19 protein-coding genes are annotated in these 21,035 nt (G+C 38.2%); 12 read left to right on the forward strand and 7 right to left on the reverse strand.

Going from position 1 to position 21,035, the window contains the following annotated elements; translation table 11 throughout:
- Nucleotides 1-230 (forward strand): ATP-binding protein (locus BMX95_RS16900; protein WP_177193700.1); only part of this gene is annotated, 230 nt, incomplete at its 5' end.
- Nucleotides 231-263: 33 nt separating this feature from the next.
- On the opposite strand, the gene BMX95_RS16905 is transcribed toward BMX95_RS16900, so the two are convergent.
- From BMX95_RS16905 to BMX95_RS16925, 4 genes are all read right to left on the reverse strand, one after another.
- On the reverse strand, nt 264-2,831 hold the full coding sequence (locus BMX95_RS16905; RefSeq protein WP_090519481.1) for a PIN domain-containing protein: 2,568 nt from the start codon (nt 2,829-2,831) through the stop codon (nt 264-266).
- Between the two features lie 159 nt (nt 2,832-2,990).
- Nucleotides 2,991-3,782 carry a hypothetical protein gene (locus tag BMX95_RS16910; RefSeq protein WP_081203101.1) on the reverse strand — a complete coding sequence of 264 codons (792 nt, stop codon included), beginning with the start codon at nt 3,780-3,782 and terminating at the stop codon, nt 2,991-2,993.
- Between the two features lie 26 nt (nt 3,783-3,808).
- Nucleotides 3,809-4,591 (reverse strand): hypothetical protein, encoded by a 783-nt coding sequence (locus tag BMX95_RS16915; RefSeq protein ID WP_133054011.1) that lies wholly within the window; start codon nt 4,589-4,591, stop codon nt 3,809-3,811.
- Between the two features lie 445 nt (nt 4,592-5,036).
- Nucleotides 5,037-6,446, reverse strand: coding sequence for an RES family NAD+ phosphorylase (locus BMX95_RS16925; protein WP_081203098.1), 1,410 nt, complete (start codon nt 6,444-6,446; stop codon nt 5,037-5,039).
- Nucleotides 6,447-7,038: 592 nt separating this feature from the next.
- Between BMX95_RS16925 and BMX95_RS16930 the strand changes: the two genes are divergently transcribed.
- The 4 genes from BMX95_RS16930 (at nt 7,039) to BMX95_RS16945 (ending at nt 11,463) form a co-directional block, all read left to right on the forward strand.
- The gene (locus tag BMX95_RS16930; RefSeq protein ID WP_081202275.1) at nt 7,039-7,404 is read left to right on the forward strand and encodes a hypothetical protein; all 366 of its coding nucleotides are present in this window, start codon (nt 7,039-7,041) and stop codon (nt 7,402-7,404) included.
- Nucleotides 7,379-8,470 (forward strand): hypothetical protein, encoded by a 1,092-nt coding sequence (locus BMX95_RS16935; RefSeq protein WP_081202276.1) that lies wholly within the window; start codon nt 7,379-7,381, stop codon nt 8,468-8,470. Before BMX95_RS16930 ends, BMX95_RS16935 begins: the two co-directional genes overlap by 26 nt.
- Nucleotides 8,471-8,762: 292 nt before the next feature.
- Entirely contained in the window at nt 8,763-10,373 is a 1,611-nt protein-coding gene (locus BMX95_RS16940; protein WP_081202277.1) for an ATP-dependent nuclease, read from the forward strand.
- The gene (locus BMX95_RS16945; protein WP_081202278.1) at nt 10,360-11,463 is read left to right on the forward strand and encodes a UvrD-helicase domain-containing protein; all 1,104 of its coding nucleotides are present in this window, start codon (nt 10,360-10,362) and stop codon (nt 11,461-11,463) included. The genes BMX95_RS16940 and BMX95_RS16945 overlap by 14 nt, the downstream gene beginning before the upstream one ends.
- Before the next feature lie 65 nt (nt 11,464-11,528).
- On the opposite strand, the gene BMX95_RS16950 is transcribed toward BMX95_RS16945, so the two are convergent.
- Entirely contained in the window at nt 11,529-13,241 is a 1,713-nt protein-coding gene (locus tag BMX95_RS16950; protein WP_081202279.1) for a hypothetical protein, read from the reverse strand.
- 102 nt (nt 13,242-13,343) lie between these two features.
- On the reverse strand, nt 13,344-13,763 hold the full coding sequence (locus BMX95_RS16955; protein ID WP_081202280.1) for a helix-turn-helix transcriptional regulator: 420 nt from the start codon (nt 13,761-13,763) through the stop codon (nt 13,344-13,346).
- 215 nt (nt 13,764-13,978) lie between these two features.
- Between BMX95_RS16955 and BMX95_RS16960 the strand changes: the two genes are divergently transcribed.
- The 7 genes from BMX95_RS16960 to BMX95_RS16990 all read left to right on the forward strand — a co-directional run bounded on the left by BMX95_RS16960 (nt 13,979) and on the right by BMX95_RS16990 (nt 19,486).
- Nucleotides 13,979-14,887 (forward strand): HEPN domain-containing protein, encoded by a 909-nt coding sequence (locus BMX95_RS16960; protein ID WP_165759002.1) that lies wholly within the window; start codon nt 13,979-13,981, stop codon nt 14,885-14,887.
- A gap of 13 nt (nt 14,888-14,900) precedes the next feature.
- A complete protein-coding gene (locus BMX95_RS16965; protein ID WP_081202282.1) occupies nt 14,901-15,518 on the forward strand; it encodes a hypothetical protein in 618 nt (205 codons plus the stop codon).
- Between the two features lie 76 nt (nt 15,519-15,594).
- Entirely contained in the window at nt 15,595-15,987 is a 393-nt protein-coding gene (locus BMX95_RS16970) for a response regulator (protein ID WP_081202283.1), read from the forward strand.
- A 390-nt stretch (nt 15,988-16,377) separates the two neighbouring features.
- On the forward strand, nt 16,378-17,259 hold the full coding sequence (locus tag BMX95_RS16975) for a hypothetical protein (protein WP_081202284.1): 882 nt from the start codon (nt 16,378-16,380) through the stop codon (nt 17,257-17,259).
- Nucleotides 17,260-17,265: 6 nt separating this feature from the next.
- Nucleotides 17,266-17,466, forward strand: coding sequence for a hypothetical protein (locus BMX95_RS16980; RefSeq protein ID WP_081202285.1), 201 nt, complete (start codon nt 17,266-17,268; stop codon nt 17,464-17,466).
- A 17-nt stretch (nt 17,467-17,483) separates the two neighbouring features.
- Nucleotides 17,484-17,780, forward strand: coding sequence for a hypothetical protein (locus BMX95_RS16985; RefSeq protein ID WP_081202286.1), 297 nt, complete (start codon nt 17,484-17,486; stop codon nt 17,778-17,780).
- Nucleotides 17,777-19,486: a recombinase family protein gene (locus tag BMX95_RS16990; RefSeq protein ID WP_081202287.1), complete on the forward strand. Its 1,710-nt coding sequence runs from the start codon at nt 17,777-17,779 to the stop codon at nt 19,484-19,486. Before BMX95_RS16985 ends, BMX95_RS16990 begins: the two co-directional genes overlap by 4 nt.
- Nucleotides 19,487-19,887: 401 nt before the next feature.
- On the opposite strand, the gene BMX95_RS16995 is transcribed toward BMX95_RS16990, so the two are convergent.
- The gene (locus tag BMX95_RS16995) at nt 19,888-20,991 is read right to left on the reverse strand and encodes a type I restriction endonuclease (RefSeq protein WP_081202288.1); all 1,104 of its coding nucleotides are present in this window, start codon (nt 20,989-20,991) and stop codon (nt 19,888-19,890) included.
- Nucleotides 20,992-21,035: the final 44 nt, after the last annotated feature.

Below are 21,035 nucleotides of genomic sequence, written 5' to 3' on the forward strand. Positions count from 1 at the left end.
TCCTGGATGATTTTGGATTACAACCACTAGACAACACCGCCAGAATGATCTTATTGGAGATTATTGAAGACAGGCATGGCCGAAAGGCTACCATCATCAGTTCACAATTACCAGTAGCTAAATGGTATGAAGTAATAGGTGATAGCACCGTGGCTGACGCCATACTGGATAGAATGGTACATGCCGCCCATCGGTTAGAATTAAAAGGAGAATCCTTAAGAAAGAAATAGAATCCTATTTTTGTAAACCAGCTCTTTAAATTATTACAGAAACTGCCCCAATCGGCTTACTTCTAAGGGGTGGTCAGCATCACCGGATTGGTGGTCAACATCGCCGGATTTTACACCATAACGATCAAAGTGATGTTCAGGGTCTCGCTGCGCAAGATTTTTCACATGATTTTCCAGGTGTTTCAAATAGGTGTCAAACAGTTGACTATTCTCGGTTAAATAATTTAAGGTCCTTGCGACTGCATAGCAATGTGGCAAAAACTTTTCATTCAGAAATTCCGTCAGTATTTCCATTGTCGTCACCACGTCATTTGCGTTACTGCTCATGTTGGTCAATCGTAATAAATGGATGAGTTGATCTGCGTCATCGTTGACCAGTGCTTGAAAAACCAATGCATGAATAGTTTTTGAACTTTCTGGCGCAAGAGTAAAACGGGTGTTTCGTTCTTCGAGTACTGTCAGTAATAATTCTGCAGATTGAAAATCCAGTATCCAACCATTTTGGATGTACAGAATCACAAAATCTAACAAAACTCGTTTGTCAATGATCGCAGATTGCGAGGAGAGGAAATGGCTAATGGGCGTAAAGTTCCGGCGGCTTTCAGGGACACTTGGAATGCGCGAATATTGAAGAATTTTTTGGGCGACGGTGTTGATTTGAGTTGCAGATAGTCCTATGTTTTGACAGAGGACTACGTATACATCCAGCATGCGATTCATTTGTTCACGGAAATATTGTGGCCCCTGATTGAGGAATTCACTGGCTGGATAGTCTGCCACTTCATCTATCAACCTCAAAAGACAATCAATAAAATCATTGCTGTCCGTATCGTGATGTGGAATATTGGTTAGTTTATATTCGGTAATCAAATTTTGAACACCTTGGTTGTCGCCATAGCGGACGATCAAGAACAAGTGTTGCACATATAGAGATATCTTATCGTTTCCTTTCTTCTGGTCCAGCGCAAGTATCTGAAATATCCCTTCCTGGAATGCTTGGTAAATGCTGTTGAACTCAGCAAGCTGATCGCCCACGATGCGGTTGACGGACAAGAATCGCCAAATGGAATTGAATTTCTCAAAAAACGTATGATAGCGGTGGAATGGTATCGTTCTTTTATTGCGAAGTGCCTTTCGCATTTGTTGACTATCTTGCAGAATTGCCAAAGATGACTCATCATAAATAGAGCCGTTGTTAAGCCACCGGGCTATCTCCTGATCTGCCATCGGCATTACATGAATCGTGTCTTCAATATCGAACGCATCCACCTTTTCAAGGGGGTCGGGAAACTCGTTACCGAACTTGGTATGATTGTGTTGTTGTTTGAGGAGACGGATGTTATACTGGCAGATAAAGACACGAACATAATTATTTTCGGCTTTAGCCTGTTCAATGGCTTTCAGCAAAATATTGATGGATGTCCGATACTCTGATAGTTCATAAGCTGCATAAGCCTGATCCATCTTATCTTTTAGTTCATCGTGCTGTATCATTAAATCTTTACGAATGTTACTGTATTCCTGGTTATTCCATTTACAAGCGTAACAGGTGCAGGTTGGGGCAGGCGGAATAAATGGCAGGACAAACTCGCCGTGCTTTACATGAATGATTTTGTGAATTCCGCAAGTACGGAACCAGCCCAACACATCGCTTATTTTTTGTTGGTTATTTTCAATATTAGCCAAGTCATGAGTCGATACATATTGTCCATTGTCGATGGACAGAGATTGCAGAAAACTAAATAGTTCATCATTATTGGTTGCGAATGCATTGGCTACAGGATATTCCAGCGAATATTTGCCAATGACGAATGGATATTGATTGACAATAAAACTTTTCGGCAAAAACGACCAGTCTTTTAGCCGAACCGAGAGGTATTGGAATAGCTGGTCAAGGATAGGTAGTTTATTGTCCACACTGATAGTTGGTTTGACCAGTTTTTCTTTCGGTGCTGAGGGCTGTTTTAAGGTCAAACCAGCTTGTTTCAAGAAATCAACCGCTTTGTATGGTGATATGAAAAAGTGTACAACTATGTCGGGATAGAGCTTTTGTATATTTAGATGTAGTTCGCCTTCTTTGTCTTTTGAGGCAAACTCCTTAATATTTTCGGAGACGAATGTAAATTCCTTGATACCATTCCGTTTTGCGTATTCCAGACAGGTGAAAATTATTTTTGCATCCTTTTCATTTTGTTTGACCGTGGAGTGAAAGAATGGTGGTGCTTTTTGTTCCTTCAGATCATCAATGAGCAAAATAACGTTGTGGTATCGTTCAAGCGTTGGACTGGAGACAACAATAGTATCTAATTTTTCGACTTGTCTGAGTATGCGCTTTTCGCCGATTGTAAGATCCTTTTCTGCATCAAAAATGTTTAAGTTTTCACTTAACTCCCGCTCTTTTCGATGAGTTCTTTTCCTTCTTTGGATGGCCTCCATTTTCTTTTTTTTGTGATCTTCCCATTCAGATTTCAGTACGGTAGGGGCCAAAAACTGTAATTGACCACTGGTTATGAACTGGTGTAGAGGGTCTAAAGACCAGTCATCGGCAGTGTCATTGATGAGCTTTTCGAGGATACAGGTATCTATTACTATATACATCATGATCGGTCACGGCATTTGAGGTCAGGAACTATAATTATCTATGAAGTGAAAATATAAGATGGAATGTCCGAAAAAAAGTCAGCAAACGTCAGTCTTCAATCTTCAACACTAGTGTTCTGTCAATATTGGCTGCCAATACAAGTGTGCCTATTACGCATTCTACGTTTTCTCAACCTCTCCAAACTCATCTGGGTTCACATTCAAAATAGCATCACTTAGCTCCTCAATAATCTCAAGCAGTCCTTCGGAAGCTCCATCAAAGTTGTAAGCAAGCGCCAAAAGATCACGCAGGTACATTGCAATAAGAAGGATTCCCAGATTAATCTTGTTTGCCTTATGATTGTCTGATATTCTATTTGATAGACCAGTAAAATGGCTGAGGTGGTCGTATTTTGAATAAAATGAATACAGATTGTAAATGGCGTCAGTAGGTTCTGTTCCTCCAGTGATATGTTCTTTGGCTATTCTGTTTAGGTTCAGTTTATATTCTTGCCGTATTTTGGGACGTTCAGCTGATAAGTCAAAGGCCCTTGAAAATGGTTGAACAAACCGGGCAGCAGTGTCGGCTTTTTGTTCTGAAGACATGGTTTGAGACCTATATATTTCTTCTACAAAGAAATTCGTCGCGTCGTTTAAAACCGCAAGGCAATACTCTTTAAGTTCAGAATAAACCGCATCCTGGTTGGTATTGTCCAGTTGACTAGCTATACTCTTTGCTTTCATGTGGAGTATACCATCCATTAGCAAGGATCTTAGAAGGATACCGAGTGGCATCTCCATATCAGGATTATCCCTCAATGAGGGGTAGAGATGGAGAATGCCCTGAATCACTTTTTCAACCTTGTCAACTCCACAGAAAATATATCGGATGCATTCATCTTGCTGCCTGTTGGTCAGAAAAGGATGAGCTCCAACCCCCGCTTTAAATATGGCCAAGATTAAGTCCATCATATAGCAATAACTTTTGAGTAATTAATTTATGTTTCATTATCCTCCTCAATGAGCCCAGGCTCATAAAAATCGAAAAAGTTCTGTATAGCGGGTATATACTTTGAAAAATCAGTATTATAAAGATCATTGGAGAGTTTCTGGTAATCAGTAAGGTTTTCTGCCTTCACTTTTTTCAGATGGGTCAGCCTGTTTCGTAATGTCTTTAACTCCAAAATAAGTTTCCATGCATCTGGATTTGCAGCCGGAAAGTCTTTACCGGTTACTTGGGGAAGTACAGTTTGTATTTTAATATCGAGGGAAATGTATTCTAATTTGTTCTTTCTTTTTTCATTACCATCAATCACTACTGTAAAATCTTCCGGTAGCAATTGATTATAAAAGGCTTCAACTGCGCCCAGCAGGTGGACAACACCACTACTGGCAGCTTCAAAGTAGTCCACGAAAATATGATACTTTCTTATAAAGTCTGATGTTGGACATTCTTCAAATGATTTTTTGGTTACCTGAGATAATTCAATCTTCTTTAGAGCCAAGTTGAAGTATATCAATACAGGATTGATCTCTGGGAAAGCAAAGTGTTTTCCCGTATCATTTGAAGTCCCCGCTTGCATTAGTACAACTGGCCCGTCTTTTTTCTTTAACCCAACGAATGCGCCTGGAATCTTACTTACTTCTTCCAGTATTTTTTGTTGAATATCCTCCAGTTGCTCTGGGGACGATACTGGAACATTTACTTCCTTTCTGGTGGTAGTAGGTATTCTGTTCTCATCAAATGCTTTGAGCGTTTTAATTTTTATCTTTCTAAGCACAGGTTTATGTTTTCTTTTTAATATGCTATTACTTTGTTGCAATCTGCATAATCAGGCTTTTAATAACCGGGAATAAGCCGTCATACAAAATCTTTTTCTCTTCCTGCAAGCCATACAATAATATAATTGCTTCATCGCAGGAGAAAGTTTTTATCGAAGGTCATGCTTCTATTCATTAGTTATCTCCGATACCATATAACCTTTGTGATTATGTAGTAGAGAAGAGAATTGATGGCCTTCCTCGCACTCAAACTCCAAAACAACACCTAACCTGTCTTCTGATTGCACAGGTGTAATCTTCATAAGGTGTACATACTCAAATTGGCAAACTGGGCAATGAAGTATAGTTTGATTTTCGTCGCACCACTGAGTTTTTCGAAAGTTCATAAAATTTATATTTTAACTTTATAAAAGATTAACGCTAACCATAAATTTTTGCAACAATTTAACGAGTTCCAAATACTTCTGTTGTATCTAGGTCATCTCTTTCAGATTCTTCAAAGACCTGCCTTGATACATTATTAACTGTGAAATCATACCTCAAAGCATTTATACCATGAACAGTAATAGACCTTGGATCTATCTTTAAGGCATGAGGGATAACTGAATTTCTAACCGGAGTTCGTGCATTTTTAGGATGAGTGATAGAGACAGAATACTCCTGGTAATAATCTTCATCCTCGTAAAGTAAATTACCACTGACCTTTGAACCTACTGGTAAAATGATTTTTTCGACACTGCAAGCATGACTAAACAATGTGATATTCATCTCCTTCATTCCAGACTGTACTGATGGAAAACGAATGCCATCAAGTCCAATTGTTTGCGATAGAAATTCTGCAACTCGCTGGGTAGGGCAATACTCTGATACTTCATCACCAGGCATAACGGGGTAAGAAATCAGGGTGGACAACTTTCTTAGAAAGTCTGTTCTAATCCTTTTGGGCAACTCATCCGGGTCAAAAATACTGCCTGCATTATCAACTGATTTAAGTAAAGAAAGATCCAAGATTTTAAGCTGCCGTATAATTTCAAATTCAGCGACAGCAACCTTGCTTCCAACGGGTGGCCGCACTTCATTGATTACAACTTCCCTGCTTTCAGCACCATAAAAAACTGGTACGCCTTCTTTATTCATTCTACCTGGCTTAGCTTTATGTGGTGGTGGCGGACAAAGTTCGCTATCCGGATATTTAAAAGCTTTTAGTAAATCCTCATCAGTATAAAAACACCTAGCTCTATATAATTTATTAATAGCCTTACCAGGTCCAATTTCAACAATTGGCGATTTATTATTCCTGGTTTTCAGCTCGTAAACCCCGGTAAATATTTCGGAAAGGATTTTATCTAGGGCCGCCTTCGATCCAGGTTTAAAACTCTTAGAAAGCTCCTTAAATTCCACCCATTTTTTGTGGAAGCTTTCATCGTTAAGCGGTTTTAAAATATACATAGAACCTGATGCAAATTCGTTCTCAATACCTATTGCAGAGGTATCAAAATCTTCATGCTCAATTTCCAAGATAGCCTGTATATCCTTAGCCACTTCTTCCTCAACACCTGCAGCATCTGCAATAACATCGACTATATCATCTCCATCTCTGAACCAGTACTTATGTGGATTATAGTAATCACCTGGTTCATCTGGTGTTCTATCATAATAATCCTGAAAAGCATCCTTAACTTTTTCTGATAAAAATCCTAAAGTTCCTGCTGCCTGTATTTTTCCACAATAATCGCATTTACTCCTTTTCCCTTTCCCTAATAATACCTTTAAAAAAGATTCCCCTACACATTTGTAACACAGCTTCTTATATTTCAATTCATCAATATCCTTAGGATAGTCATTTGGAACCATAATCAGCTATTTTGGTTGTATAAAGGTACATTTTGCGTTATATATACGCAAAATTATTTTTCATTATTTATTTCTTTTTTACATCATTAAGCCAAGACGGAATATAATAACATGCACGTAACTGTTTATATCAAATGAAAACTAATTAGTAACGGTTAAGATAGCTTTATAAATCTTATAATAGAAAGCAGATCGATTGAAATGTCATTAATCAATTCTCGCGTTATAAAAAAATGAAAATTTATTCGCTAATTTATTTAGACTAAAGATAATAGCACACTACGTATTTTCCCTAATCGATACAAAATTTAAACAATGATAATCATTATGTTATAAGTTTTTCGATTAGTATTTTTACCATACAATCCACATCATGTGGAAAGCTTTTTTGGCAAATTATTCATTATAAAAGATAAATTTGAGTAAGTAGGTTAGTAGCGAGTTCGTTAGAGCGATGATCTTGGTTAAGGAATAACGTTACCTCAATTCTAAGTTCAAATCGCTTAATCATGGATAAGAACTGCTTGCAATTATCAGTTCTCAAGAAGTTGCCTCTAACTTTTCTTTTTATTTAACCATTAAAAAACGTTTTATGGGTTCAGGTAGAGACAACCGAAAAAAAGGTGATAGCCCTATTATCAGAAGGCCTAAATTTATTATAACATCCGTTGACGTTAATAGTGTCAATCCTAGTGTTGCGGAAACTGTCGCCGACGTATGCCCAATTTCTTTTGATGTAAGACTTATAAATTCCGCCTTAACAAAGAAAGGAGTAAGGGTTCATCTGGATATAAAGGATAACAGCTGTGTCATTAAAATTGGTAATACTGAAGTTGGTGTACTTAATCGCCAGCGTTCAGAAACGATCACTAAATGTAAAAACCTTGGAGTCCATTACAGTGGTGAAATTGTCTTAAAACAAGATAAGATATATGCGAGGTTTGAAAGACACTTATAATAACATTTCGCTCTTTGGACAAGATTGTGATGTTGCTTCTGGGAATTTTCTTCCATTCATTGAGCCAATTGAAGCTAAAGGAGTTTCGGTTTCATGCAATAACCCCTTTCGCAAAAATATTGTAACCTGCAAAGATGAGGTCCGGCATGAATTTATTGAGGAAGTCAACGGCTTGGATTTTAATGTGAAATTATTATCTACGAAGCTTGATCTGCCTCCTTACATACCTGTGCTTGATAAAGTTTCCACGCATTTTGAGATTTCACATCACATCTTTCCCGTTGTAGGTTTCACGTTAAGAGATTTGTTAGTACAGAGCATAAAGGAATCCGCAGGGGCACTGCACGAGCAAAGGGATATTCAGTTTTGCCCATCAATCTTGCATAATGGTGCTTTTAAAAACAAACGAGTTATATTATTTCTCTCAGGTCCAGATACATTGATTGAATGGGTATGGTGGAATAGGGTTGAGTGTCAGCTTTTTTCTTCTTTAAGTAATTATAGATTTTTTGCGGCAACAGGTTTTAACTTTTCAGTAATAGGTGGCGAATGCGCATTCGCACAGGTGTTGAATCAAAAACGCAGCCTTTTTTCTGCTAATTTGTTGGAACAAAATGGAATTGTTGCAATACCACATGTCTATGCTATAAATCCTGTTCAGATCACAAGATGGATTAAATGGTTCTTAAAAAATCCAAATATTAGATACTTTACAATTAATTGCCAACTGCAAAAACGACAAAACGATATTGACCAAATAATAAAAGTTGTAAATGAAATTTTATTACAACTACCACGAATTGAAGTAATACTCCAAGGATTTCCGCTTCCACAAATTTATAAATTTGGAATAAATTTAAGTCGAGTTCACTTTGCAGATTCAGTTTCCGCAAAATATGCCCAAAGTCGTAAAAAAATTATCGCTAACCCAGGTAAGAATCAGTGGAGATACCAAGATAATTGTATAGAAAGCATTCCAGAAATAATGATACACAATCTAAATACCAGGCTCCTATTTATAGAAAATATGAAAAGGCTAATGATTAATGCCTCTACTGGTCCCTGAGACACCCGATAATGAAAGGGTATAGATTTTATTAGCGATGGCTTGTAAGGAAGTTCCCGGTAGTGGAATAATTACGTCCCAAAATACAACCGTTTTCTTACTCAGGAGGAACTTAGAAACAAAGGGAACATCAAATACAGCCATTTTGTTTTGAAATATTATTATATATTCGTTCTTCGCTAACGCCAACCAAATCAGACAAGACTCCCGTTGCTAAGCGTCTGTTACACCAGGACATGCAATCATTTTTTGTTCTTAGTGTATATTTTATCAATACCAATAATTTTTCTGAATGTTAATTGAGTCGATTGTAATTAAGAATTTCAAATGTTATACAAACTTTGAATTAAAGTTTAATGAAGACCTCAATATGCTGGTTGGCAATAACGAAGCGGGCAAATCCACAATCCTTGAAGCTATACAGCTTGGGCTAACCGGCCTGTATAACTATAGAAATATACAGACTGAAATTTCCCCATATTTGTTTAATCTTCATGTCGTTCAGCAATACGTTGCAAACATCAAAGCTGGCAAACGTGTAGATCTCCCTGAAATTTGTATTGAACTCTACCTGCAAGAGTGTGCCGAAACTGCCGGGTTCAAAGGTATTAATAACTCAAAGCGGCAAAATACAACGGGTGTTAAAATGCTCATTGCTTATGATAAGGGGTATGATCTGGAATATCAAAAGTTCCTGGCAGAGCCCACAAACATTACAACGATACCGACTGAGTATTTCAGCGCCCAATGGCTGAGTTTTGCAGGGAATCTATTATCGAGTCATTCATTTCCGATCAAGACCATGTTCATTGATACTGCTAGTATTCGGTTACAATCGGGTAACGACTATTACCTGCAATCCGTTATACGCAACGTTCTGGAGCCTGAGGAACGGGCTGGGCTTAGTTTAGCACATCGACTCCTTAAAGGGGAGTTTGCTCAACAACCTTATATCAGGGATATCAATGATAAAATGCAGGGCGGAAGCAGATATCTAAAGGAAAAGTCAGTTTCATTGTCGGTGGACATTAGTCAAAAGTACGGATGGGAAGGCCTGTTAACTACTTATGTGGACGAAATCCCTTTTCATCATATCGGGAAGGGGAAACAAAACATCATAAAAATCATGCTTGCACTGCATACTAGTGGCAAGCAATGCACAGTCATTTTACTGGAGGAGCCAGAGAACCACCAGTCGTTCTCCAATCTGCATAGGCTGATGCAGTATATCAGCCAAGAGTGTAATAGCAAGCAAATCATTTTGACGACCCATAGCCCTTACATTTTAAACAAAATGGGCCTGCAAAAGGCCATACTGCTGAATTTTACGAGTGGTCAAGGATATAGCACCACATTTGCCACACTGAAGAAAGATACGATAGTATACTTCCAGAAATTGCCCGGTTACGACACTTTGCGCTTCCTCTTAGCAGACAAATGTATCCTGGTAGAAGGTCCATCGGACGAACTACTCCTTCAGCGGCTATACCTTGACAAGCACAAGCGACTTCCGATTGAAGATGGCATCGATATCCAGAGTGTGCGTGGGCTTTCATTTTTACGATTCCTGGAACTGGCAGAGCCTCTAAAAAAGGACATTACGGTCGTAACGGACAATGATGGCGACTATCAAAAATTGACGACGGTCAAATACAAAGCTTACATTGGTAATACCAACTTCAAACTGTGTTGTTCAAACAATAACAGCTTGCCCTCTCTTGAACAACAGTTTTTAGCGGTAAACAACCTAGCGACAATGCAAACTCTCTTTGGGACCAATTACGCTACACAGGGTGAAGTATTACATTATATGCAGACTAACAAAACTGATTGGGCCTTGTCTGTTTTTGAATCCTCCACATCTATTGTATATCCGCAATACTTCCATAATGCCTTCCAATAACGTCATACTTGCAGCAGCCGGGTCACGTAAGACCACGAGCGTGGTCAATATGTCGATGGCAAACCCAACAAAAAGAATCTTGGTCTTGACCTATACCATCGAGAATTTGGACACAATCCGCTCCTATTTTATCAGGGACTATGGCATGGTTCCTCCACATATAACCTTGCAAAGTTGGTATTCGTTTTTACTCCAAGATGGAGCAAGACCGTATCAAAGATTAGTATATCCTGATATGCGTATAGAAAGTATCCTTTTTGCAGAGCGGAAGCTGAGCTTCCATCCTTCTAAAAGTAAACCCAAAACGTACTATATTGCTAAGGGTAATCTAATTTACAAAGATCACCTGTCCGAGTTTGTCCATCAAGTCAACGAAAAAGGTACTGGGTGCGTAATTGAGCGCCTGGAGGGTATTTATGATGCGATCTTCATTGATGAGATACAAGACATGAGTGGCTACGATTGGGAACTGATTGAAGCACTGATGCAATCAAAAATTGAGATATGTTGCGTGGGCGATCCCCGGCAGGCAACCTATTCAACCAGTAATAGTCAAAAAAATTCGAAGTTTAAAGGTGGGAGATGCGAAGGGATATTTCGGAATTGGGAACAAAATGGCATCTGCTCAATCCAAGAAATGACTGACTGCTTCCGATCCAATCAGCAGATATGTGATCATGCTGATAGGATTTTTCCGAATTACAAACCCACAACCTCAAAGTTTTTTGATATGACGCCACATGATGGAGTGTACAAACTAAAAGCTAGTGAGGTATTAGAATATTATTCGCAGTACCGTCCCATAGTATTACGCAATCGAATCGACAGTGATACTATGAATCTGGATGGATTCAATATTGGCGTCAGTAAAGGAAAAACTTTTGACAGAGTGATGATTTTTCCTACCCAACCCATGCTGCAATACCTTATGGATGGTAATCTCACTAACCTGAAAAATCAATCGAAAGCAGGTATGTACGTTGCTATTACGCGTGCGCGATATAGCGTGGCATATGTAGTGAAGGATGCCAAAATGTATAACAAAATTAATCTCCCCGGCTATCGAGAAGTAGAATCATCCGTTCTATAATATCCGCAAACTTATCGGTCACTTTTCACGAACCACAGTCTTTTTGAAACCTATCCATCCTAATACTATGTGTGCAAATGAAAGTCGTTAGTAATCGCTTGGAAACTTTTAAGAAAATTACTGCCCTGCATTTTTTTTGCAGCATAAACTTCAAATGACAAGTTTTTATTTAAAAATAGCACCGGATTACCTTCTGCTTTTCTATAGGTTTTATTTAGTTCTGAAACCTTATTGTTATATCCAGTAATAAGCTCAAGCAGCAATTTGTGATTTTGCCGCAATTCTGCATAGTAACGAAGAAAAAACGATAAATTGATGGCAACTATGGGTTGAATCTTTTTAAAAAAGTTTTTTTCTGGTTCTATTTCCTTTAAAAAGGATTCATTAATGTATGAATTAATACCACTCATATCCATCACGTCATCCGTATAGATCAATACAGGAAAAAGCGAAAGACGCTTTTTTTTACTCTTGTCCTTGATAAGACAATCTAACTTGTCAGTCATAGCCAGCTCCTTGATTTGTTTCGCTAATTGATATACACCCTTGTTCTTTTGTTTTGGGGATATTTTCTGTTTGCAAAATTCTTCGTTCACAAACTTTTTGAAAGCCTCTACATCGATATCTTCTAAAGGATTAAAATGAATCGATGCACTTTTTACTTCAATCAGTAAGATATCCTTTTGATTACGAACAACGGCAAAATCCGGTAATGGTGAATTATCTTCAGTCGTAAACAAGGAATAGTTTTTTGAATTGAATATTTTCTGAAGTAAGCCATTCACAATGTATTCTTCATAATACTTTTTTCCCAACATTGCTTTGAAATCTTCAAATTTTGGAAATGCTACGCCCTTGTTGAGTGAAGAATGCTGGTAAAGTTGAAAAGGTAGGCCAATATCTATCACGTACCGTATATAATGTGGATCAATGATGGCAGCAGTTTCCTTTGTGATAAAGTAGAATGGATGCGTCATTAATTCTCCATGCACATTTCCTTTAATTTTTTTATCAATCAGCCGCTCTTCTGGAATACTAAATTGACTGATGATCTGATGCTGTTCGGAGGAAGGGGTAATAACATGTTTTATTTGATCATTCTGATCACCTTGAATTATTGCCTCTATAATTTGAATGAAAAATATTATATAATTGTAGTAAGCCGGTATACCAAAATGTTCGCAGAATTCTCTTAAATAATCACTGCCAGAAGGTAAAACATCCATCAAAAATTTGTAAAGAAAAAAAGTCTTTAACGGAGCGATTCCAATAAGGTCACTATGGCTCCGCATATATTCCTGTTGCGATAATCCTAAATGCCAGATAGCCTCATAAGTTGCCAAGTCCATATCCGGGGGATGACTGTCATAGTATTGGTTATTATATATCAATATCGTATCAAACACACTCTCCTGGAATTCGCCAATGTTAATGGGTGCATCGTTATCTGTTCTTGGCACAAAATGCAGGAGACAGTTAGCAATTAAACGTGATAAAACAGGGGCCGTAAAGAATGCAATATTTTTTTCACGAGATTGGACTATAAAGGATGCAATTTGCTTCCGTTTCTGCTCTCCAATATTCGGGAAACAAGCAGTCAGAATAGCGAGCTGATTAACCCTTGTGTCTTGCCCTTCGTTAAACAGAAGGCTATTTATCTTAGAAAGCGATAACAGCAATAGATCGCTTGGGTACTTTTCCAATAAACTGAAATCATGCTCTTGTGGTAAACGACTAGAGTAAAATTCCTTGAAACCGACTACTGCAAATAGCTTCATGTGGGATAGATATTTGGGATTGATAGACTGTTTCGAGAACCAATTGTTTCAATAAATGAAAAAAGCCACCTAGGTGGCTCACTTATATTAATAGGATTTTCTTTACTTCTTCTTTTTCTCTTCCAACATCCTTTCCAGCAGTGCGTTTTTTTCACGCTCTGATTTTAACAAGGCTTCATACAACTTTTCATTCTTTTCAACCACTTCAACATACTTATCAATGGGATTAAAAGTAGGATAATACATGAATAATGAATTCCCATTGGCATTATCGTTGTTGTTAACAGTGTTGGCAACTATATTAATAACTCCCTCTTCATTAAAATTCTTTATTGCCTCCACAGGTACTTTCAACACTTCAGCGATTTTCTCTAATGTTTCTGGATCGATGATTTCTTTTGCTTCCAACGAAGAAACACTTTGCTGACTAATATTGAGCGCATCAGCCAGCGTTTCCTGCTTTACCTGTAATATTTCCCGTATACGTTTTACGGCCCGTCCTTGATGTACTTTTTCAGGCATAGGTGTAGTTATCATGGTTCAAATATATGGAATTTATGGTATTGGTATTATACCGTTATATCCCTTGTAAAATACAGTAAAATATTGGTATTCCACAGGTTAAATTGGTTCGGTACGGCACTAGCACCTCCTAATTTGCCATCCAACCAAGATAAAAGCTGTACCCTGCGATGAGTCATATGCTTTTATTTTTAATACCAAACCTTTTAACCTCCATGCAAACGACATTTGACAACCTACCTCCACACCTGGTAACCCTATTAGCCGAGCTTACACAGAAAATTGCCGGGGCCATCCAACCTGAAAAAATCCTTTGTTATGGTTACCGCGCCTCCCCTCACAACGATTGGAGCTGTTTTACTGAAGACAGCCCCCACCAAGAAACAATCAGGGCCACCTTTGATCTTTTAGTTATCACCAATAACAATAATAACCTGGCCGACCATGAATTGCTACAAAAAATTAACCATTTGGCGGAACCCCTGGATTGCGAAGTCACTGCAATTGTACAATCTCTTGATTCTGTAAATGACTTAATAGTCAAAAACAGCCGCTTTTTGACCACCCTTTATCATAAAGCCGTGCTGGTATATAACGCCAGCAATAGCGATATAATAGCCCCTCCGGCGGCAATATCTCATGAAGAAGCAACAAGAAAAATAGAAACTGTCTGGAACAACTGTTACCAAACAGCGGAACGATTTTATAAAACTGCCTGCTTTTGTCTGGAAAACGACTGGAATGAAAAAGCCTTATTTGATTTACACCAGGCCACTCAACATACTTGTATGGCCCTTTTACGGGTATATACCGGTTACCGCTCTACTACGCACAACCTTTTCCGCTTATTTGCCCTTATTGAGAATTTTTCCTTTGTTCCTTCCTCCATATTTCCCTGTATCACATCAGAGGAAATTACGCTACTTAACCAGCTCAACAAAGCCTATTCTGATGCCCGCTATAAAGAAAACTATACTGTGCCAACTGAAACGGCTATCCTTTTAAAGAAAAGAGTGAAACAATTATTGCTTGTTGCCAAAGAATTATACGACAAGAAAGTAACGGCTTTGCAGAGTAACAGACCTACCACATTTCCCCTAACAGCAACCGACGCAATAGCCTAAAACCCTAATTTATATGAAACCGACCAAAGATTATTTGGAAACCTCCTTATGGTATAAAGAACCCATAAGCGACCCCAACCAGATTTTCGCAGAATTTTTCACCGCAGCGGCTCTTAAAGATTACCGAAAGCGCATTAAGGAAGTATTGAAAGCCGCTTTTGGAAAACATATATGGCCAAAAGAAAGCCCAGGTGCCCTGTTATATTACTTTAAAATGATAGAATCTGTTATCAATGCTGCCTGGCTGATAAATAAGGATAACAAAACATCGCCACTTATTATTAACTACGAAGATTCATTTAACCCCAATCTTTTTTGTAGTTGGCATGCGGATTCTACCCAATGGGACTTTTTTCCCAGGGTTCTGTCTTTTAAAGAATATGTCGATCCGTATATAGTTTTCAAGCGCTTCTTTAAATACCTGGCTTTGCCTGCATGGAAAGTGGAACTGCAAGATCTACTTGAATACGCTTTGGTTGAAACGAGTTTGCACGAAGCAGGTATAAAAAAAGATATGCTATCACTTTATTTTCAGCTTTCCAAGTTGATAGAAGCAGCCCACCTGATTGATGTCAGGGAAAACAACCACATTGGGGGTAACCCAAAGAACAGAATCAAGACTACCCGCTAATACCCTCCAAACAAATCAACCTGTCAATCATATTGAGTTCCCAGGTTAAAAATTTCATCAACCTAACTTTCTAATTATGAGCATAAACATTCAAATAAAAATAGCTATCGTAGACGATCATGACCTTATTCGTAAATGCCTTCAGGAATTGCTGCACCTTTGGGATTATACGGTAATTTCCCATGCTGCTAACGGCAAAATTTTCATGGATCTACTTGTAAAAGGGATCATACCGGATATTTGCATTTTAGATATGCACATGCCGGAAATGGATGGTTATGAAACCATCAAAGTCGTAAAGGGAAAATGGCCGGAAATCAAAATCATTGCTTACTCTATGGATTTTGTAGATCCACATACTAGGGAACCTGAAGGCGCAGACGCCCGGATTTCTAAATCCTCGCCACACGAGAAACTAAAAGAGACCCTATTCCTGTTAAGCACCCAAATAGTCCTGGAAGAAAAATAGCCTGTCTGTCTATTTTCGGGTTACTTCTTCAAGGGTGTATAGGTATTTCAGTGTTAACTTAAAACCTGTATAGCTATTTTAGGGCGAGGCACCCATCCCAACCGCATGGTTTCACATGGTTACCTCATGACAACCACATGCCAATCGCATAGGGTACAGCATTCATATCATATCCTGGTTAAACACTTTTGTCATGACAATTCGATATTTTTTTTACTCTTTGCTAATTTGACATTGGGTGGTGGGAAGTTTTTTCTTCCCACTTTTTCTCACTTATATCCGATTAGGATCGAATTGATACGAATAGGCTCAATTTGATTCAGGGAAAAGAAACGGACATAATTTTCGGTTTGGCATTTGATGCATATAGGGTAATTAATATCTATTCCTATGAGTAAAATAACTACCGAAAGGTATGATCCCGTTCGTATTGAACGCATCCGGCATTTCCTGGAATCCAACACTGAAAAAGGTAAACCTAAGTTTTATGAAATCTTTGTCGATAACCTTAAAGCAGTTGACAAAACCGATGACATCGGGTGTTTTGATGAATACAAAATGTATATGGATGAAAACACCCAAATGATTAAAATACTTATCTATACGTCCACCGAGAACTGCCCCCGTAATGATAAGTTTATCTTCTCTGTACATAATGCCCAGGAAGAAAAAAGGCAGGAGCAACTTAACGGCATTGAAATTCAAAGTAAGATCGATACAGCCATTCAGCAGGAACGGGAGCGCAACCTGGTATTGCAATTACAAAAGGAGTTGGATGAAACCAAAGAAAAACTCCAGGATGCCGAAGAATATGCCGATGCCCTTGAGGAAAAACTAGAAAGCCACCAACAGGAATTTCAACAGTTTAAAGCAAAACGGGTAGGGCTTACTGAAATGAATACGGGTCGGCTGGTGGGTTACGTTACTGATTACTTTATTAAAAGCTATCCTTCCCTTGTCCATAAGGTTCCTATGCTTTCCACATTATCAGGTTTTCTAACGGAGGAAAATGCCTTGCCGGAACAATTTGATGGTATACCCCCGGTCCCCTCTGAATCTACTGTCAGCTTTAGTAAGCAAACCACCGACAAAACAGCCTCCAAACAATCAGATAGCGATATAGACATTAAACTTGCTTTTATAAAAGAAATGGAAGACGCTTTCCCTGAAGATCAATTGCAGCAAGTATTTGATATTATTAAAGCTATGGCCGCACATCCCGACCAGGTAAGTGCGGTCCATGCATTTTTCTATCAGTCAAAAACAAAATAACCTCCTATGCAAAAATATCGCTTTACAATCGAAGTGCCCGCCAATACGGAAGCGGAAGCTCAGGCAAAGCTTAATCTGTTGCTTGAACTGGGTGCCTTCTTTAAAGAATTTGATCCCAGTCACCTGACCAGATCGGCTATTGTCTATTTACTGCACTACTATGCAAATAAATACTGCTCTGATCCTAACAGTTTTATAAAGAAGTAACATTAAAATCTTATTCTATGAAAACCATAAATCCTCTCTTAAACGACATTGATGCCTGTATAGCCTATGCTCATAAAATCAATCCTAAAAAGCAGCCCTTAACTATTGAAAAATTGCGCAGCTTTCCAGGATGCGAACATTATAGTGATGAAGAAGCAGCCGTAATAATACAATCCTTTCAACAACTCACAAGTATTGCATTTGAAACAATTACTTATGGACAAAGCTCTTGTAGTTCTGAATCCGAAGCTGTATATTTAGAAAATACTGACAAACTACCACAAATAACCGAACCTAATCGAAAAGCAGCATGAAACCAAACTTTGATATGTTTCACCAATGGTCAAAAAAGCCACGGGTTACATATGTAAAAACCTCCAATGAAAAAATAGCTGTAGTCTATACCCGCGTATCTTCCAAAGAACAGTATGATACAAACCTTAGCTTGGACTGGCAAAAGAAGGCTATTGATGAATTTGCGCTACGAAGTGATATTAGAACCGCCGCCTATTTTGGAGGAACTTATGAAAGCGCCAAAACGGATGGCCGAAAGGAGTTCCAGCGTATGCTGGACTATATTAAAAAGAACAAAGACACAGTAACCCATGTACTGGTGTATCTGCTCGATAGATTCAGCCGGTCAGGGGATGGCGCCATGCGGTTATCCAAAGAACTACGCGAAAAGTACGGAGTAACTATTGTTGCAGTTACCCAACCCATTGATACCAGCAATCCAGGTGGGGTATTTCAGCAGAACCTGCAATTCCTGTTTAGTCAGTATGATAATGAGTTAAGAAGGCAGCGGGCAATGGCTGGGATAAAAGAACATTTGGAGCAAGGAATCTGGTGTAAGAAACCGCCAATGGGATATACAGCTATTAAGGAGGGCAAAGAGCGCAAGATCATAGTTGATGAAACGGGGAAGAAATTACGCAAGGCATTTCGCTGGAAAGCAGAAGGCATAAAAAACGATGAGATCCTACAGCGGTTAAAAGCGATGGGAGTGCAGATCTATAAGCAGAAATTAAGCATGATATTTTCCAACCCATTTTATTGTGGCATCATAGCCGATAAAATGTTAAATGGAAATTTAGTAGAAGGCTCCCATGAAAAAATGATACCACCTGAAGTGTTTTTGCAGATACACAAGGTCAGAGCAGCAGCAAAAGGGAAATATGGCGTAACTCATAAAAAGGAAAACGAGCAGTATCCTTTAAAACTTTTCATGAAATGCGATAAGTGCGGCATCGGTTATACGGGCTATGTTGTAAAGAAAAAGAACAAGACAAACAACAAGGTGCATGAGTTCCACTATTACAAATGCCGCTCACAGGGTTGTAATTGTAACCAAAGAACCTCTGAGGTTAACCAGGAGTTTGTATACTTTTTAAAGGACTATACTTTGCAGCCCCAATTAGTAGCTCCATTACTATACCATATGGACGCTGCTTTTGATAAACACTACGAGGTGGCTTTAGAACAACAAAAAATGTACAAAGCCAAATTGGCAGATATAGAGAAAAGTTCTGAAGAGTTGGAGGATGACTTTTATTTGTATAAGAAGGTTCCTGAAGATGTGTATATCCGGTTACGAACAAAGCTGGCGAAGGAAAAGGCGGATATAGCGGAAGTTTTATCAACGCTTGACGTAGAAAATTCTAACCTGAAAACATACTTCCGTGAAGGCATAACTATTTCCACACAACTCGCTACCAGTTGGTATTCCAGCCCGATACCTGTAAAGGAGAAATTACAAAAGTTTATTTTTCCTGAAGGAGTCACCTATAATCGCGAAAAAGGAACATTTCTAACCTCCAAAGTAAATACACTCTTTGAGCCAATTGCGCGACTGAACAGCATTACAGACGATGATAAAAACAAACAAGGCAGCATTTCTGCTGCCTTGTCCAATTGGGTCGGGAGGACTGGATTCGAACTTCCTTATAATAAATTGAATGTCAATATCTATAAATCAAAAAATATTAAAACTCACCGTTTAACTCATTGGGAATATATGTGAAGACCTTATTCAAATTAGTCAAGTCGTATCAATTTTAATCATTGACTTTTCGATTAACCGACGATTTACATTTTATTCCCTACCGTGCTTTACTTTGAATTGTTACTTCTATCTTTTTGACTAGCTTTTTGTATAGCATCAAGCCAATCTGCCCAATATGCGCTATCAGCAGGTATATCATCTTCAAGTAATCGCATAGATCCTTAAATACCGCCCAAAGAATCATCATTCGTAAGTTCGTAAAGATGCTCAAGGAAAAAAAATAGCCAGATATGCTTCCTTTTGACTTAATTGAATATCACTCATTTTTTTTTAGCGGTTTATCCCTGTTGGACATTTGTTCCTATGCCTACGCCAGTACTCTTAACATATAATTGCGCGAATGATACGGTTTGTTATGGTCAATTGTCATTTATCCTGGTAAATGGCTTTTCCTTTTCGCCGTCATAAAAGGTAATGGTCTTGTGTAATAATTCAGTGAAGTTAAAGATGTCGTCCAGGCTTGCTATTTCGTTCTTAATTTCCTTTTTCTGTTCATCAAATATACCAATATACTTTTTGGATCCATTTAAATAGAGTCTGCAAATGGTCTTTCGGTTATTGTCGTCTAATAAAATAGCAAAATAAGACTGGGCGTCCCTATAAACTATCCGATTGGGTTTTATTTTCTGGCGCATTATAGTTTTTACAATCATAAATCCTTCTAACTCTGCCTCTGTAGTTTCTATGCGAACCTCTTTTGCATCCAATTGGTTATTTGTGGGTTCTGCCTCTACGGTTTTCTGTTCATCGTTTTCCTTTTTAAGGGCTGACTTTAATCTTTCAGTTATGAGATCATTTATGTATTGCTGAATTGATCTTTTTGTCAATCCCGAAAACTGATCCATCAATCGGGACGTTAAAACACCATTGTAGATCTGTTTTGCAAAATGCCTTACAAAACCATCTGATGGATTTTGAAACTCCATGTTTATAAGCACTTTCAGTTCATTCATGTATTTGAGTTCGCTGGCAGTATTTTGTATGCTTCCTACGTCGAAATATGATTTATGGAATTTCTTCAGTTCCTCGACCTGATTATCTTTAATATCAGTAACGTTAAATTCAAAGAATGGTTTATCATCCATTTTATTGGGCACAACCAGGTCGGTATAGAATCTATAAATGATACCGTTTGACAATAAGCCAAATTTTGCCGGCGTGGTATGGAAATAACGGAAAAGCTGAGAGTTGTGTGGGTCGAGGCTTTCACCCCAGTGTTTACATTCAATAAGGATGCAGGGCTCACCATCTTTCATAATGGCGTAGTCAACCTTTTCGCCTTTTTTGATGCCAATGTCCGCAACAAATTCAGGCATTACTTCAAAAGGATTAAATACGTCATAACCCAATGCCTTTATAAATGGCATAATAAAAGCATTTTTGGTAGCTTCTTCGGTTTGGATCTGGTCTTTCAATTTTTCAACTCTATCTCCAAATAGTTTTATTTCATCTTTGAAATCCATAGGTGATACATTTAGGGGTTTGAATAAATATAATTCTGTCCAGT

It is taken from the genome of Niastella yeongjuensis (genome assembly GCF_900110245.1).
Lineage (GTDB): Bacteria > Bacteroidota > Bacteroidia > Chitinophagales > Chitinophagaceae > Niastella > Niastella yeongjuensis.

What these genes read in the sequence shown, in the direction of transcription:
- BMX95_RS16905 (WP_090519481.1), bottom strand. Translation starts at nt 2,831, where the DNA reads ATGATGTATATAGTAATAGATACCTGTATCCTCGAAAAGCTCATCAAT.
- BMX95_RS16910 (WP_081203101.1), bottom strand. Translation starts at nt 3,782, where the DNA reads ATGATGGACTTAATCTTGGCCATATTTAAAGCGGGGGTTGGAGCTCAT.
- BMX95_RS16925 (WP_081203098.1), bottom strand. Translation starts at nt 6,446, where the DNA reads ATGGTTCCAAATGACTATCCTAAGGATATTGATGAATTGAAATATAAG.
- BMX95_RS16930 (WP_081202275.1), top strand. Translation starts at nt 7,039, where the DNA reads ATGGGTTCAGGTAGAGACAACCGAAAAAAAGGTGATAGCCCTATTATC.
- BMX95_RS16935 (WP_081202276.1), top strand. Translation starts at nt 7,379, where the DNA reads ATGCGAGGTTTGAAAGACACTTATAATAACATTTCGCTCTTTGGACAA.
- BMX95_RS16940 (WP_081202277.1), top strand. Translation starts at nt 8,763, where the DNA reads ATGTTAATTGAGTCGATTGTAATTAAGAATTTCAAATGTTATACAAAC.
- BMX95_RS16945 (WP_081202278.1), top strand. Translation starts at nt 10,360, where the DNA reads ATGCCTTCCAATAACGTCATACTTGCAGCAGCCGGGTCACGTAAGACC.
- BMX95_RS16950 (WP_081202279.1), bottom strand. Translation starts at nt 13,241, where the DNA reads ATGAAGCTATTTGCAGTAGTCGGTTTCAAGGAATTTTACTCTAGTCGT.
- BMX95_RS16955 (WP_081202280.1), bottom strand. Translation starts at nt 13,763, where the DNA reads ATGCCTGAAAAAGTACATCAAGGACGGGCCGTAAAACGTATACGGGAA.
- BMX95_RS16960 (WP_165759002.1), top strand. Translation starts at nt 13,979, where the DNA reads ATGCAAACGACATTTGACAACCTACCTCCACACCTGGTAACCCTATTA.
- BMX95_RS16965 (WP_081202282.1), top strand. Translation starts at nt 14,901, where the DNA reads ATGAAACCGACCAAAGATTATTTGGAAACCTCCTTATGGTATAAAGAA.
- BMX95_RS16970 (WP_081202283.1), top strand. Translation starts at nt 15,595, where the DNA reads ATGAGCATAAACATTCAAATAAAAATAGCTATCGTAGACGATCATGAC.
- BMX95_RS16975 (WP_081202284.1), top strand. Translation starts at nt 16,378, where the DNA reads ATGAGTAAAATAACTACCGAAAGGTATGATCCCGTTCGTATTGAACGC.
- BMX95_RS16980 (WP_081202285.1), top strand. Translation starts at nt 17,266, where the DNA reads ATGCAAAAATATCGCTTTACAATCGAAGTGCCCGCCAATACGGAAGCG.
- BMX95_RS16985 (WP_081202286.1), top strand. Translation starts at nt 17,484, where the DNA reads ATGAAAACCATAAATCCTCTCTTAAACGACATTGATGCCTGTATAGCC.
- BMX95_RS16990 (WP_081202287.1), top strand. Translation starts at nt 17,777, where the DNA reads ATGAAACCAAACTTTGATATGTTTCACCAATGGTCAAAAAAGCCACGG.
- BMX95_RS16995 (WP_081202288.1), bottom strand. Translation starts at nt 20,991, where the DNA reads ATGGATTTCAAAGATGAAATAAAACTATTTGGAGATAGAGTTGAAAAA.